This is a genomic window from Micromonospora sp. NPDC047707, assembly GCF_040704235.1.
Classification (GTDB): Bacteria; Actinomycetota; Actinomycetes; order Mycobacteriales; family Micromonosporaceae; genus Micromonospora.
Genome location: NZ_JBEYSU010000009.1, coordinates 18,147 through 32,842, shown reverse-complemented (window position 1 = coordinate 32,842; position 14,696 = coordinate 18,147). Strand labels below are relative to the sequence as shown.

14 protein-coding genes are annotated in these 14,696 nt (G+C 73.5%); 2 read left to right on the top strand and 12 right to left on the bottom strand.

Going from position 1 to position 14,696, the window contains the following annotated elements; translation table 11 throughout:
* Positions 1–246 precede the first annotated feature (246 nt).
* From AB0873_RS12585 to AB0873_RS12575, 3 genes are read right to left on the bottom strand one after another with little or no spacing between them, the layout of a single operon-like run.
* Positions 247–897 carry a DUF3618 domain-containing protein gene (locus AB0873_RS12585; RefSeq protein WP_366599786.1) on the bottom strand — a complete coding sequence of 217 codons (651 nt, stop codon included), beginning with the start codon at positions 895–897 and terminating at the stop codon, positions 247–249.
* Positions 894–1,322 carry a phage holin family protein gene (locus tag AB0873_RS12580; RefSeq protein WP_366599785.1) on the bottom strand — a complete coding sequence of 143 codons (429 nt, stop codon included), beginning with the start codon at positions 1,320–1,322 and terminating at the stop codon, positions 894–896. Before AB0873_RS12580 ends, AB0873_RS12585 begins: the two co-directional genes overlap by 4 nt.
* Before the next feature lie 31 nt (positions 1,323–1,353).
* A complete protein-coding gene (locus tag AB0873_RS12575) occupies positions 1,354–2,109 on the bottom strand; it encodes a hypothetical protein (RefSeq protein WP_366599784.1) in 756 nt (251 codons plus the stop codon).
* Positions 2,110–2,360: 251 nt separating this feature from the next.
* On the opposite strand from AB0873_RS12575, the gene AB0873_RS12570 reads away from it, so the two are divergent.
* The gene (locus AB0873_RS12570) at positions 2,361–2,831 is read left to right on the top strand and encodes a DUF4383 domain-containing protein (protein WP_366599783.1); all 471 of its coding nucleotides are present in this window, start codon (positions 2,361–2,363) and stop codon (positions 2,829–2,831) included.
* Positions 2,832–2,910: 79 nt separating this feature from the next.
* Here the strand turns inward: AB0873_RS12570 and AB0873_RS12565 are convergent, their stop codons facing one another.
* The 9 genes from AB0873_RS12565 to AB0873_RS12525 all read right to left on the bottom strand — a co-directional run bounded on the left by AB0873_RS12565 (position 2,911) and on the right by AB0873_RS12525 (position 14,123).
* Positions 2,911–3,339 (bottom strand): GNAT family N-acetyltransferase, encoded by a 429-nt coding sequence (locus AB0873_RS12565; protein ID WP_366599781.1) that lies wholly within the window; start codon positions 3,337–3,339, stop codon positions 2,911–2,913.
* Between the two features lie 70 nt (positions 3,340–3,409).
* Positions 3,410–4,858, bottom strand: a complete 1,449-nt coding sequence (gene obgE / locus AB0873_RS12560; RefSeq protein WP_366599780.1) for a GTPase ObgE — start codon at positions 4,856–4,858, stop codon at positions 3,410–3,412.
* 90 nt (positions 4,859–4,948) lie between these two features.
* Positions 4,949–5,203 carry a 50S ribosomal protein L27 gene (gene rpmA, locus AB0873_RS12555; RefSeq protein ID WP_088975624.1) on the bottom strand — a complete coding sequence of 85 codons (255 nt, stop codon included), beginning with the start codon at positions 5,201–5,203 and terminating at the stop codon, positions 4,949–4,951.
* 11 nt (positions 5,204–5,214) lie between these two features.
* Positions 5,215–5,529, bottom strand: a complete 315-nt coding sequence (rplU, locus tag AB0873_RS12550) for a 50S ribosomal protein L21 (RefSeq protein WP_109898987.1) — start codon at positions 5,527–5,529, stop codon at positions 5,215–5,217.
* Between the two features lie 240 nt (positions 5,530–5,769).
* Positions 5,770–8,886, bottom strand: coding sequence for an Rne/Rng family ribonuclease (locus AB0873_RS12545; protein WP_366599779.1), 3,117 nt, complete (start codon positions 8,884–8,886; stop codon positions 5,770–5,772).
* 132 nt (positions 8,887–9,018) lie between these two features.
* Entirely contained in the window at positions 9,019–9,738 is a 720-nt protein-coding gene (locus AB0873_RS12540) for a TIGR03936 family radical SAM-associated protein (protein WP_366599996.1), read from the bottom strand.
* A 106-nt stretch (positions 9,739–9,844) separates the two neighbouring features.
* Positions 9,845–11,833 (bottom strand): TIGR03960 family B12-binding radical SAM protein, encoded by a 1,989-nt coding sequence (locus AB0873_RS12535; protein WP_155330692.1) that lies wholly within the window; start codon positions 11,831–11,833, stop codon positions 9,845–9,847.
* A gap of 65 nt (positions 11,834–11,898) precedes the next feature.
* The gene (locus AB0873_RS12530; RefSeq protein WP_366599778.1) at positions 11,899–13,233 is read right to left on the bottom strand and encodes an FAD-binding oxidoreductase; all 1,335 of its coding nucleotides are present in this window, start codon (positions 13,231–13,233) and stop codon (positions 11,899–11,901) included.
* Entirely contained in the window at positions 13,233–14,123 is an 891-nt protein-coding gene (locus AB0873_RS12525) for an LLM class flavin-dependent oxidoreductase (protein ID WP_366599777.1), read from the bottom strand. Before AB0873_RS12525 ends, AB0873_RS12530 begins: the two co-directional genes overlap by 1 nt.
* A 67-nt stretch (positions 14,124–14,190) precedes the next feature.
* Here AB0873_RS12525 and AB0873_RS12520 point away from each other — a divergent pair, with 67 nt between their 5' ends.
* Positions 14,191–14,535, top strand: a complete 345-nt coding sequence (locus AB0873_RS12520) for a helix-turn-helix domain-containing protein (RefSeq protein ID WP_366599776.1) — start codon at positions 14,191–14,193, stop codon at positions 14,533–14,535.
* Positions 14,536–14,696 lie beyond the last annotated feature (161 nt).

Here is a 14,696-nt window from a genome sequence, read left to right as displayed (position 1 = left end):
CCGGGCGGCCCGGGACTGGGCCGCCCGCCTCACGCCAGCGCTACCCGGGAGAAGGCCCCCGAAACGAAGCCGGCCGCCCCCGCTCCACCCCCACGATCGTGCCCTTCCTGCCCGCTCAGGTCGGGGTGATCCGGGCATTCGACGGCCAGAAGTGCACGATCGCGGAGCGGCGCGACGTACGCGACAGCTCGCGGCCACCTCTTCCAGAGACGTGGCCGCGAGCTGCGGCGTACGGCGACACCAGGGTCAGGGGCGCACCTGTTCGCGGGACTGCTGGGCCTGGCCCTGGACGTCCTGGGCCGCGGACCTGCTGTCGTCCCTGACCGTCTGCACGGCGTCCTGGGCGGTGAACTTCACCGACTCGGCGGCCTGCTGCGCCGGCTCGCGCAGTTCCTCCTTGACCTCCTGGGCGACCTCGGTCAGCTTCTCCTTGACCACCCCGGCGTGCTCACCGGCACGCTCCTTGACCTGCGTGGCCACCCGCTGTTCGCGCTGCGTGGCCGGGATCAGCGAGGAGGCGAGCCAACCGACGCCGAACGCGATCAGGCCGGCGGCGAGCGGGTTGCCCTCGGACTTCTGCCGGATCACCTGCGGCGCCCGGTGCGCGGCGTCGCTCACCGTCGAGGCGGCCGAGTGCGCCTTGTCGCCGACGGTGGAGGCCGCCGAGGATGCGCGGTCGCCGACGGCGTGGGCGCCGTGCTTCGTGTTGTGGCCGAGGTCCGACGCGGTTCCCATCACCTTGTCCCTCACATTCTGCAGCGCGCCGCGGACCCGCTGCTTACGGTCGTCGACGATGCGCGACGGGCTGACCTTGTACGCCAGCGCGTCCACATCGGAGCTCAGGTTGCTGCGGGTGGCTTCGATCTCCCGGCGGATCTGCTCCGGGTCCGTGCTCATCGGGTGACCTCCTGCGGGTGGGGCTTGAGCGCGTCGGGGATCCGCTGCACGCTCTCGTTGGTCTGCTTGAGGCCGCGGATACGCTCCGCGTTCTTCTTCGCCATGAAGTAGAGGACGGCGGCGATCGCGCCCCAGAGGACGGCGACGATCAGGGCCGCCCAGCCGGCGTCCATCACGTTGGACAGCCCGGCCCAGAGGGCGATCGACAGGAACAGGGCCACCATGTAGCCACCGAAGCCGGCGCCGCCGAAGAACCCGGCCGCCTTGCCCGCCTTCTTCCCCTCCTCGCGGATCTCGGCCTTGGCCAGTTCCACCTCCTGCCGCATCAGCGTCGACAGGTCGCTGGTGACCTGGCGCATCAGCTCACCGATGGAGCTGTTGCGGACCTCGTCCGCGTCGTGCGGGTGATATCCCGGCGTGGTCATGCCGCCGCCTCCCTTCGGATGACTCGGCCGGTCACGGACGGGTGGTCCCGCTCGTCGGCACACCGGGCAGCGGGTCGGTCGCGGCCGGCGGGGGCAGCGGCTGCCCGGTGCCACCGGCGGGGTCGGCGTAGCTGGTCGTGGTCTGCGGGTCCACGTACGCGCCCGGGGTGGGGTCCAGGTAGCCGCCCGGCGGGATCTGGTCCGGGACCGCCCGCGCGGTCGGGATGACGGCGGTGCGCTCCGGGTCGTGGTCGGGGCCGTGGGCGCCCTGACCGTCGGAGTCGCTCGCGGCCGAGATGTTGCGGGTCAGCCGGCCGGCGAGCACGCCGAGCACGGCGGCGCCGACCAGGAAGGTGCCCGGGTTGCGGCGGGCGTAGTCGCGCACCTCGGCGATGATGTCGCCGGGCTCGCGCTGCTCCAGCCAGCCGGCCACGCCGTGCACGCGGTCGGCGGCTTGGCGGGCGAGTTCGCTCACCGGGCCGGCCTGGCCGCCCTGCTCGGCCATCGTTCGCATCTCGTCGGCCAGCGAGCGGAGCCCGCCGGCGGCGCGGCGCTGCTGCTCACCGGTCTGGCTGGCGAGTTGGCTGCGCGCCTCGCCGTACAGGTTCCGGGCCTGCCGCCGGGCCTCGCCGGCGACCTCCCGGCCCTGCTCCCTGGCGGTCTCGGCGACCGCCGCACCGGCCTGCTTGGCCTCCGAGCCCACCTGGCGGGCCTGCTCGCGCACCCCGCCCCCGTTCGTGGACTCCGACCCGTACGTGGACGACGTAGGTGACAGATCGTAGGTCATGATGTCCCTTCCGCTCGGATGACCGGCGCGGTCGATTCTGGGGGGTACGGCGACGGTCGTACCGCCGCCGACGAATCCCTACCCTGCGTTTCCGCTTCCATGCCTGATCGGCGATTTCTCTGCGGAGCGACCCGGGCGGACTTCAAAATGGAGGATCGTCGGGTCCGGACGTCGCCGTCACGGAGAGTGCGGGCGATCCGCGCCCCCCGGCGCCACGGACAGCGGTCCGTGGATCCACGAAAGGTGCAGCGATGGCGCGGAACGCACGCGGCGGGTCGAGGACCCGGGTCCAGCTCGCGGCCCTCGCTGTGGCCGGGCTCTTCGTCCTGCTCGGGGTGCTCGGGTTCGTTCCCGGGGTCACCACCGACTACGACGGCATGCGGTTCGCCGGGCACCACTCGGAGGCGAAGTTGCTCGGTCTCTTCCAGGTGTCGGTCCTGCACAACATCCTGCACCTGGGGTTCGGCCTGGTCGGTCTGATCCTGGCCCGGCGGATCGCCGGGGCGCGGCTCTTCCTGGCCGGTGGCGGCGCCCTCTACCTCGGCCTCTGGCTCTACGGCCTCGCTGTCAACCAGGAGAGCGCGGCGAACCTCATCCCGGTCAACGACGCCGCCAACTGGCTGCACCTCTTCCTCGGCTTCGGCATGCTCGCCCTCGGGCTCCTGCTCTCCGACCGGGTGGGCACCGGCGGCCGGCTCGACACGCCGTTCGACCGGCCCTGACGTCTGACGGCGGGCGTCCGGCACCGCCGGCATGACGGCCGCCGGTGGCCACGCCCCGGTCCCGACCCGCCCGCCGGTGTCAGGCCGCGACCGGCAGCCGCTTCGCGAAGCAGACGGTGTACGGGTCCGGCTCGCCGTACCCGGGGATGCGCCGGTAACCGCACGTCGCGTAGAAGCCGGCCAGGTGCCCGGCGGTCCGCAGCCGGACCAGCGCGTGACCGGACCGGAAGGCCATCTCCTCCAGCGCCGCCAGCAGTTGCCGGGCGATGCCCCTTCCCCGGTACGCCGGCCGGACGTACAGCCGGTGCAGCTCGCCGCTCCCGTCGTCGAGGGCCCGCAGCCCGCCGCACGCCACCGCCCGGCCACCGAGGACCGCCACCAGGAAACGGAGTTCCTCCGGCGGAGCGCCGGACGTACCGGCGAAGCCGCTGTCGCGCAGCTCACGGTGCTGGGCCGCCACCAGGGCGGCGAGTTCCGGATCGCTGGCGGTACGTGCCGTGATCAGCATCACCCGACGTTAAGCCGGGCGTCTGTCGCGCAGGTTGCGGGCAGTCGACCCGGTCACGGAGCGCACCGAGCTATTCGGCGTCCTGCTCCGGCTCGCCCGCCTCGACCTCGTCGGCCGGCCGCTGCCGCCGGGCCTTGCGGGCGGCCAGCCGCTCGGCGGCGCTGGGCCGGTGCGCCTTGTCCTCCAGCCGGATGTCGGCACCGCGGACGCCGGGGACGAAGTCGGCGCCGGCGTACAGGGTGGGCTGCCAGTCGAACTCGCGTTCCCCGATGCGCACCAGGTCGCCGGCCTGCGCCCCGGCCTTGCCGAGCTTCTCCTCGACGCCCAGGCGGGCCAGCCGGTCGGCCAGGTAGCCGATCGCCTCGTCGTTGTCGAAGTTCGTCTGCCGGACCCACCGCTCGGGTCGGACGCCCCGCACGACCCAGGCGCCGTCCGGGGCGGCCTCGATCGTGAAGCCCGCGTCGTCGACCGCCGTCGGCCGGATGACGATCCGGGTGGGCTCGGCCGGCGGCGCGGCGGCCCGCGCGACCTCGACCAGCTCCGCCATCGCGTACATGAGCTCCTTGAGCCCCTCGCGGGTCGCGGCGGAGACCTCGAACACCCGGAAGCCGCGTGCCTCCAGGTCGGGCCGGACGATCTCGGCCAGGTCCCGCCCGTCCGGCACGTCGACCTTGTTGAGCGCGACCAGGCGGGGCCGGTCGGCGAGTCCTCCGTACGCGGTCAGCTCCGCCTCGATCGTCTCGATGTCGGCGACCGGGTCGCGGTCCGTCTCCAGCGTCGCGGTGTCGACCACGTGAACCAGCACCGAGCAGCGCTCGATGTGCCGGAGGAACTCCAGGCCGAGCCCCTTGCCGGTGGCCGCGCCGGGAATCAGGCCGGGCACGTCCGCGACGGTGAAGGTGTGGTTGTCCACCCGGACCACGCCGAGGTTCGGCACGAGGGTGGTGAACGGGTAGTCGGCGATCTTCGGCTTGGCGGCCGAGATCACCGAGATCAGCGACGACTTGCCGGCGGACGGGTAGCCGACCAGGCCGACGTCGGCGACGCTCTTCAGCTCCAGCACCACCTCGATCACGTCGCCGGGCTCGCCCAGTTCGGCGAAGCCGGGCGCCTTGCGGCGGGCGTTGGCCAGCGCCGCGTTGCCCCGGCCGCCACGGCCGCCCCGGGCCACCTCGAAGGTGGTGCCGGCGCCGACCATGTCGGCCAGCACCGTGCCGTCGAGGGCCTGCACGACCGTGCCGTTCGGCACCTTCAGCACCAGGTCGGCGCCGTTCGCGCCGTCCCGGTTCGAGCCGGCGCCGCCCTTGCCGTTGGCTGCCTTGACGTGCGGGCGGAAATGGAAGTCGAGCAGCGTGTGGACCTGCGGGTCGACCACCAGGGAGACGCTGCCGCCGTGCCCGCCGTTGCCGCCGTCGGGCCCGCCGAAGGGCTTGAACTTCTCCCGGTGGATCGAGGTGCAGCCGTGCCCGCCGTCGCCGGCCTGCAAATGCAGGACGACCCGGTCAACGAACGTCGTCACGCCACCAATCCTTCCAGCGAGGTACGCCCCCGCACGAGAAAAAGCGAAGCGGGCCGGGACCCGAGGTCCGCGGCCCGCAACGCCTTCGAACTACTGCTGCGGCACGATGCTGACGGTCTTGCGGCCGCGCTTGGTGCCGAACTGGACCGCGCCGGCGGCCAGCGCGAAGAGCGTGTCGTCTCCGCCGCGGCCGACCAGGTCACCCGGGTGGAACTTGGTGCCGCGCTGGCGGATGAGGATCTCACCCGCGCTCACGACCTGACCACCGAAGCGCTTCACGCCGAGCCGCTGGGCCGCGGAGTCACGGCCGTTACGCGAGCTGGACGCACCCTTTTTGTGAGCCATTGGAGGACGACCTACTTCCCGCTGGAGATGCCGGTCACCTTGACCTGGGTCAGCGGCTGGCGGTGACCCTGGCGCTTGTGGTAGCCGGTCTTGTTCTTGAACTTGTGGATCCGGATCTTCGGGCCCTTGGTGTGCGCGGCGATCTCGCCGGACACCTCGACCTTGGCAAGCTTCGCCGCGTCGGTCACCAGGTCGTCACCGTCGACGAGGAGCACCGCGGCGAGCTTCACCGCGTCGCCGGGGGCACCGACGAGCTTCTCGACCTCGATCACGTCGCCTTCGGCGACCTTGTACTGCTTGCCGCCGGTCTTGACGATCGCGTACATCGGAGGCGGACTCCCTGTCGTTGAGGCTGCTGGCGGTCGTTCCCACGGCGGCTCGCCGGGTAGCAGAGGCACGGCGGCGTGGGCACGCGGGAACTCGGCACACCAAAGTGCGCCGCAGGCAAGCGTACGCCATGGTCGGGCCGACTCCCAAACCGGGCCCGCCCGAAGAGCCCACCCTACCCGGCCGCACACGACGACAGGGCCCCCGCCGGAGCGGGAGCCCTGTCGTGAGCCGATCGGTCAGGGGCGGGTACGCCGGCGGGTGCCACCGCGCCGGGACCGTCGCCGGCCGGAGCCGCCCTCGGACTCCTCGTCGTCGCCCAGCGCGTCCGGGTCGTCGGGCGCCGCCAGCCGGGCCGAGTCGCCGGTCTGGCTGTCGGCGATGTCCGGCGCGGCCGGCGTCTCCGTCTCGTACCGGGACAGGTCGTAGCCCATCGTGTCGTAGTAGTCGGCGTCCGACGCGGTCGTCGTGGCGCCGGTGGCGTCGGTGCTGCCGATGATGTCGGCCGGGCTCTCGTCCTCGGTGACCTCGACCACCGTCCGCTCCGCCGGGACGCTCTTACGGCCGCGGCGGCGGGACGGGGCGCCCGCCTCGGCGACGGGCGCGGCCGAGGCGACGGCCTTGACCTTCTCCCCCGCGCCGCCCGGGCGGGCCTTCTCCGGCACCGGCTCGGTGTGGATGATCAGGCCCCGGCCCTTGCAGCACTCGCAGGTCTCGCTGAACGCCTCCAGCAGGCCCGCGCCGATCCGCTTGCGGGTCATCTGCACCAGGCCGAGCGAGGTGATCTCGGTGACCTGGTGCTTGGTGCGGTCCCGCCCGAGGCACTCGGTCAGCCGGCGCAGCACCAGCTCCCGGTTCGACTCCAGCACCATGTCGATGAAGTCGATCACCACGATGCCGCCGATGTCACGCAGCCGCAGCTGGCGGACGATCTCCTCGGCGGCCTCCAGGTTGTTCCGGGTGACCGTCTCCTCCAGGTTGCCGCCGGCACCGGTGTACTTGCCGGTGTTGACGTCCACCACGGTCATCGCCTCGGTCCGGTCGATGACCAGGTGGCCGCCGGAGGGGAGGAAGACCTTCCGGTCCAGGCCCTTGAGGATCTGCTCGTCGATCCGGTACTCGGCGAACACGTCGCTCGCGCCCAGGTGGCGGCGCAGGCGGGCGACCAGGTCCGGCGAGACGTGCGACAGGTACGACTCGACCATGCCGTACGCGCCTTCGCCCTCGATCACCAGCTCCCGGAAGTCCTCGTTGAAGAGGTCCCGGACGACGCGGATGACCAGGTCGGGCTCCTCGTAGAGCAGCACCGGGGCGCCGCCCTCGGCGGCCTTGGCCTGGATGTCCTCCCACTGCGCCTGGAGCCGCTTGACGTCGCGGGCCAGCTCGTCCTCGCTGGCGCCCTCGGCCGCGGTGCGGACGATCACGCCGGCACCGTCCGGGACCAGCTTCTTCAGCACGTCCCGCAGGCGCTTGCGCTCGTTGTCCGGCAGCTTGCGGCTGATCCCGGACGCGTTGCCACCCGGGACGTAGACGAGGTGCCGGCCGGAGAGCGCCACGTGGCTGGTCAACCGGGCGCCCTTGTGCCCGATCGGGTCCTTGGTGACCTGCACCAGCACCGAGTCACCGGACCTGAGGGCCTGCTCGATCGACCGGGCCCGGCCCTCCAGGCCGGTGGTGTCCCAGTTGACCTCGCCCGCGTACAGCACGGCGTTGCGGCCCCGGCCGATGTCGACGAACGCCGCCTCCATGCTGGGCAGCACGTTCTGCACCTTGCCCAGGTACACGTTGCCGGCCATCGTGGCGGCCGAGTTGCGGGTCACGTAGTGCTCGACCAGCACGCCGTCCTCCAGGACGGCGATCTGCGTACGGTCGCCGCGCTGGCGGACGGCCATCACCCGGTCGACCGCCTCCCGCCGGGCCAGGAACTCGGCCTCGCTGAGGATCGGCGGGCGGGTACGCCGCTGCTCACGGCCGTCCCGGCGCCGCTGGCGCTTGGCCTCCAGGCGGGTGGAGCCGGAGACGCCCTGCACCTCGTCGACCGTACGGCGCGGCTCCCGGATCTTCACGACCGTCGGCACGCCGTCGTCCGTGGCCGCCTCGACGTCGCCCGTTCCCCGCCGGCGCCGGCGCCGGCGGCGGCGGGTCAGCCCGTCGCCGTCCTCGGCCTCGGGCTCCTCGTCCTCCTCGGCCTCGGGCTCCTCCGCCTCGGCCTGAGCGGCCTCCTCGGCCTCCTCGTCCTCGGCCTCGTCGGCACCGCCCTTGCCCCGGCCGCGGCCACGCCGGCCGCGCCGGCGCCGCCGACGGCCGGCGGCCGTCTCGTCCTCGTCCTCGTCCTCGGCGACCTCGACGGCCTCCTCGGTCGGCTCCTCCTCGACCTCGACGACCTCGACGGCCTCGACCGGCTCGACCGGCTCGACCGGTTCGACGTCGCGGCGACCGCGCCGGCGGCGGCGCGGCGGCTCGGCCGCCTCCTCGGCGGCGGGCTCCTCGACGGTCCGCGCGGCGGGGATCTCCTCCGGCTGCGGGGCCATGAACAGCACCGTCGGCGCGGAGAGGGCCGCCCGCCGGCGCCGCGTCGGGCGCTCCGGCTCGGCCTCCTCGGCGGGGGCGGACACCCCGGAGGGCGCCTCTGCGGCGCCGCCGGCAGCGGGCTGCGCCGCGCCGAACTCGGTGCCGGCCTCCGGCTCGACCTCGGTACCGGTCGCGCCGGCCTCGGCCGCCACCGGCTCCGCCGGCGCGGCCTCGATGCCGATCCCGGCGGCGTCGGCCGGGGTCTCCGCGGCCGGCTCGGCGGCCGCGGGGGCCGCCTTCTTGCGTCGGGTACGGGTCACCTTCACCGGCGGTACGACGTCCGCCCCGGCCTCCTCCGCCGCGGCCACGGTGAGGGGCTCCTCGGCGGCCCTGGTCGTGGTGGCCTTGCGGCGGCGGCGCGTCGCCTTCGCGGGCGGCTCCCCGTCACCGGACACGGGGGCGAGCACCTCCGCCTGGGGGGCCTCGCCGCTGCCCGGCACGGCGTCGCTGCTGGCCTCGACCGGGGCCTCGGTCTGCTCGGGCTGGGTCACCGGGGCGACCCGCCGCCGGCTGGCGCGCTTGCGGGGGGTCGACGGCGGGCCCAGTTCGGCGACGCCGCTGTCGGCGAGCTCGCCCGGGGCGGGGCCGGTCGACGCACCGGGGGCGTCGCCCGCCGGCTCGTCCGGGCTGGCCGCGGCGGGCTCGCCGGCGGCCGGGTTCCCGCTCCCCGCCGACGGGTCGGCGGGGTTCGTGGGGGCACCGCCCTGGGCGGTGTGGTGTGCGGCGGTCTCGCCAACCGGCTGGGAGCCGGTGCGTTCGCCGCCCTCGGGCTCGTTCTCGAGCATGGGCGTTCTCCAGTTCTGGCTGCCCCGGGCGCGGGTGAGCGCTGCCACGCAGGGTCGCCGCAAAAGGTGTTTCCGCCGTTCGCGCGAGCCGCGCGACCGCCGAAGTCTGCCTAGCCGGGCACCGACCGTCGGTCAGTGCCCGTCGATGGTTGCCCCGTCGCGGTCCGCTTCCAACGGATCCGCGATCGCACCCTGCGCGGTCAGCGTGCCCTGTGCCAGCCGGGTCACCCTCGGTGAGACCGGCGGCTCCAGGTCGGCCACCACGCGGAGGCCGGAAAGGACGTCATCGGGCCGTACGGAGGGGGTGACCTGCCGCACGACCAGTTCGAGTATCGCACACGGTACCGCCGGGACCCCGGAAGGCGTCTCGACCGGCGTGATCACATCGATGGAGTTGACCGCCGCCCGGGCGTCGAAGGTGCGCCGGCCCTGCTTGGTCATCCGCTCGACCAGCACCTCGTCGGCGGCGCTGAAGGCGGCCACCGCCTTCTGCAGCACGGCGGCGTCGACCTCGGGCAGCTCGATCCGCCAGTGCGACGCCTGGATCCGGTCGGCGAGGCTCCCGCCCGTCGCGACCACGGCGTCGAGCACGTCCAGCCCGGGCGAGAGAGCGGCGTCGAGCGCGCCGCGCAGCGCGGCCGGGTCGACCGCGTCGCGCAGCCCGATCTCCAGGTACTCCGCCTCGCTCGCCACGCCGGTGGGCGCCGCGCTGGCGTACGAGATCTTGGGGTGGGGTGTGAAGCCCTGGGAGTACGCCATCGGCACACCCGCCCGGCGCAGCGCCCGCTCGAACGCGCGCGCGAAGTCCCGGTGCGAGGTGAACCGCAGCGGCCCCCGCTTGGCGTACCGGATGCGGATGCGCTGGACGACCGGCGCCTGCCCGCCCTCCGGCTGTGGTTTCCTACTGATCGTCGTGCTCCTCGGATGTCCGGGCCGGCGGCGGTCGCCGGCCCCGGGGCTACTGCGGGGTGCCGCTGGGGACCCGCAGGCCGTTGATCGGGGTCAGCGGGAGCAGCTTCTTCCCGGTGGGACCGATCTGGATCTCCGTGTCCATCGACGGGCAGACGCCGCAGTCGAAGCACGGGGTCCACCGGCAGTCGTCCTGCTCGTACTCGCTGAGCGAGTCCTGCCAGTCCTGCCAGAGCCAGTCCTTGTCGAGGCCGGAGTCCAGGTGGTCCCAGGGCAGGACCTCCAGCTCCTCGCGCTCCCGGGTGGTGTACCAGTCGAGGTCGACGCCGAAGGCCGGCAGGGCCTCGGCGGCGGCGTCCACCCACCGCTGGTACGAGAAGTGCTCGCTCCAGCCGTCGAAGCGGCCGCCGTTCTCCCAGACCTTCCGGATCACCGCGCCGACCCGGCGGTCACCGCGGGACAGCAGGCCCTCGATCAGCGACGGCTCACCGTCGTGGTAGCGGAAGCCGATCGCCCGGCCCAGCGACCGGTCGGCGTTGATGGCCTGCTTGAGCAGCTTGAGCCGGCCGTCGATGACCTCCGGCCGCTCCATCGCCGCCCACTGGAACGGGGTGTGCGGCTTCGGCACGAACCCGCCGATCGACACCGTGCAGCGGATGTCCTTCGAGCCGGTCGCCGCCCGGCCGGCCCGGATGACCTCGTGCGCCATGTCGGCGATCTCGAGGACGTCCTCGTCGGTCTCGGTGGGCAGGCCGCACATGAAGTAGAGCTTCACCTGCCGCCAGCCGTTGGTGTAGGCGGTGACCACGGTGCGGATGAGGTCTTCCTTCGACACCATCTTGTTGATCACCTTGCGGATCCGCTCCGACCCGCCCTCGGGGGCGAAGGTCAGACCGGTCCGCCGGCCGTTGCGGGACAGTTCCTGCGCCAGCTCGATGTTGAACGCGTCCACCCGCGTCGACGGCAGGGAGAGGGACACGTTGGTGCCCTCGTACTGCTGGGCGAGGCCGGAGCACATGTCGCCGATCTCCGAGTGGTCGGCCGACGACAGTGACAGCAGGCCCACCTCGTGGAAGCCGGAGAACTCCAGCCCCTGCTGCACCATCTGCCCCACCGTGGTGATCGACCGCTCGCGCACCGGGCGGGTGATCATGCCCGCCTGGCAGAACCGGCACCCGCGGGTGCAGCCTCGGAAGATCTCCACCGCGTACCGCTCGTGGACCGTCTCGGCCAGCGGGACGAGGGGCTTCTTCGGGTACGGCCAGGCGTCCAGGTCCATCGTCGTGCGCTTGTGCACCCGGAACGGCACGTCCGGGCGGTTGGGCACGACCCGCTGGATCCGGCCGTCGGGCAGGTAGTCCACGTCGTAGAAGCGCGGGACGTAGACGCTCTCGGTGCGGGCCAGCCGCAGCAGCAGCTCGTCGCGTCCGCCCGGGGAACCCTCGGCCTTCCACTCCCGGACGATCGTGGTGATCTCCAGGACCGCCTCCTCGCCGTCGCCGAGCACGGCGGCGTCGACGAAGTCGGCGATCGGTTCCGGGTTGAACGCGGCGTGCCCGCCGGCCACGATCACCGGGTCGGCGTCGGTGCGGTCGGCGGCGAGCAGCGGGATGCCGGCGAGGTCGATCGCGGTGAGCAGGTTGGTGTAGCCCAGCTCGGTGGAGAAGGAGACGCCGAACACGTCGAAGTCGCGGACCGGGCGGTGCGCGTCGACCGTGAACTGCGGCACGCCGTGGGCGCGCATCAGCTTCTCCAGGTCCGGCCAGACCGCGTACGTCCGCTCGGCCAGCACGTCGGGCAGCTCGTTGAGCACCTCGTAGAGGATCTGCACACCCTGGTTGGGCAGGCCGACCTCGTACGCGTCCGGGTACATCAACGCCCAGCGCACCGCCGCCGCGTCCCAGTCCTTGACCACCGCCCCCAGCTCGCCACCGACGTACTGGATGGGCTTGGTCACCTGGGGCAGCAGCGGCTCCAGGCGGGACCAGACCGACGGGTTGGCCGCGGCGGGGCGCGGCGTGGTGGACGGAACGCTCATGATGCCCAAGGGTAGCCGCCCACCGGCCGGCCGACCGCGCCGCACCGCGGGCGCCGCCGGCCGGGTCACCCCCGGGACGCGGTGAGGTCGGGCAGGCGGCCGGGGGCCCGGAAGAGGCCGTCCGGGTCGTACCGCCGCCACGCCGCCGCCACCCGCTCCCCGGTCGGGCCGGGGTAGGCGCGCCCGAAGGTGCGGGCGTCGGCCCGGCTCTCGAAGTTGACGTACGCCCCGTCCACCCGGTCGGCGAGCCCCCGCCATGCCGCGTCGAGCGCCCCCGGACCGTGCGGCGGGAACACCGAGGCGACGACCAGGGTCTCCTGGTGCCGGTGCGGGTACGCGGTCTCCTCCGGCGGCACGTCGTTGACCGCGCCGCCCACCGACCGCAGCTGCACCAGCGCCCGGTGCCGGCCGCGCGCGGCCCGCATGATCGCCGCGGCGTCGCCGCCGTCCATCCCGGCGAGCAGGCCGTTGGTGGTGAGGTTCGGCTGCTGCCCGACGTTGGGGTGCAGGTGCGCCGTCGGCACCAGGGCCGGGTACGGCACCAGGTCGACCCGGTCGTCCAGGAGGTCGCCGATCTCGCGCAACGGCGCGACCAGAGGTCGGACCCGGCGGAGGCTCTCCGCGGCGACCACCGCCGTGATCGACAGGACGGTCGACGACCCGTACGGCAGCAGCATCGCCGCCGTGGACAGCTCACGCGGTGACTCCCGCAGGACCTCGGCCCACCGGCGCAGGGTGCTGCCGTCCGGCCGGGCCGCCACGGCGATCTGCGCGACGCCGACGTTGCGCACCTCCGTCGCCTCGATCTCGAAGGCGACCACGATGCCGACGCCCGCGCCGGCGCCCCGGACGGCCCAGAACAGCTCCGGTTCCCGGTCCGCGTCCGCGCGGACGACCGTCCCGTCGGCCAGCACCACCTTCACCGCGCGGACGTGGTCGACGGTGAGCCCGTACGACCGGACCAGCCAGCCCACGCCACCGCCGGTGGCGAGACCGCCGACGCCGACGTTGCCGTGGTCGCCCGAGCTGATGGCCAGGCCGTACGGTGCCAGTGCCGCCGCGACCTGCGCCCACCGGGCGCCGGCCTCCACCCGGACCAGGCGGGTGGCCCGGTCGAGCACCTCGACCCGGTTCAGCGCGGACAGGTCGATCACCAGCCCGCCGTCGTTCGTGGAGGAGCCGGAGAGGCCGTGTCCGCCGCTGCGGACGGCGACCGGCCGGCCCTGCTCCCGGGCGTAGCCCAGCGCGGCGGCCACCTCGGCGGTGGTCCGCGGCAGCAGCACGGCCTCCGGCGTGCCCCGGGTGGTGTAGGTCGACCGGAGTCCGGCGTACCGCCGGTCGCCGGGTGTGACGACCGTGCCGGTCAGATCCGCCGGGACCGGCGTCAGACGCTGTCGCATCACTGCCCCCTCAGCTGTCGCACCCGGTCCCGGACGGCCGGGGCGACCTCGTTCGCGAAGAGCTCGGCCTGCGCCGGCGCGGAGGCCAGCGGCCAGAAGACGAAGGTGTCGAAGCCGAGGTCGTGCGCCCATCCGGTGAGCGTGTCGACCCAGAGCGCCACGTCGCCGACCAGTCCGGTGCCGCCGCGGTGGGGCCCGATCGCGCCGATGACGTTGTAGATCCGCCGCACCTGCGCCGGCTCCCGGCCGGCGTCCCTCGCCGCCTCGTCGATGATCTTCTGCCGGGACGGCACCTCGGCCGGCGGCACGTAGATGTTCAGCGGGGAGATCCAGCCGTCGGCCCGCCGGCCGGCGACGGCCAGCATGCGGGGCCGCTGGCCGCCCAGCCAGAGCGGGACCGGCGCCACCGGGCCGGCCGCGTACCCCTCGATCGCGTGCTGGTCGCTGAGGTGGCGGACCGGCTCGCCGGCCAGCGCCCGGCGCATGACGGTCAGCGCCTCCTCGGTGTACGCGATGGTCTGCCCCCCGGTACGCCGCAAGCCGCCCATGGCGGCGATGGCGTCGGCGCTCGCCCCGCCACCGACGCCGAGCACGATCCGGCCGCCGGTGAGCACGCTCAGCGAGGCGGCGGACTTGGCGAGCATGGTCGGCGGGCGCAGTTGCAGGTCGGCGACGTCGGTGAGGAAGGAGATCCGGTCCGTCCGGGCGGCCAGATGAGTGATCATGGTCCAGGTGTCGAGGTGTCCGGGCTGGTAGGGGTGGTCCTGGACGGCGAGCAGGTCGAATCCGCCCTCGGTCGCCGTCCGGGCGAGTTGTCGGGTCTCGCCCAGGCGGTCGACGGACGGGTCGAGGCTGACGCCGAAGGTCAGCGGGTGTCCGTAATCGGTCATGGCTCAACGGTGGATCGGCCCGGGCCGGTCGCCAAACCCGAGGTTAGCGACTAATCTTTGGTAAGTGATGATGCAGTCGTTCGAGAACATTCCCGAGACCGCCTGCCGCAGCTTCCAGGACGCGCTGGAGCTGGTCGGCCGGCGGTGGACCGGCGCGATCCTGCTCGCCGCCGTCCGCGGTGCCCGCCGCTTCGGCGAGTACCGGGCGGCGGTGGGCGGGATCTCCGACCGCCTGCTCGCCCAACGCCTCAAGGAGTTGGAGGCCGACGGGCTGATCGCGCGGTCGGTCATCCCCAGCACGCCGGTCCAGATCCGCTACGAGCCCACCCCTGAGGGTCACGAGCTGATGACCCTCCTCCAGCCCCTGGTCAACTGGAGCCACCGCCGCCTGGAAGGAAGGGCCCCTTCCTAACGCCTGCGGTAGTAGCAGGGCCCCTTCTTAACACCCTGCTCAGCCCGGCTGCGCAACTCGACGCGCCCGCGCCGGCGCCCGGGTGACCGGTGGACCGGGTTCCCGGGCGGTGGCGGCCCGGGGCTAACCTCGGATCGGCGAGAGGAGATTTCCGCGATGCC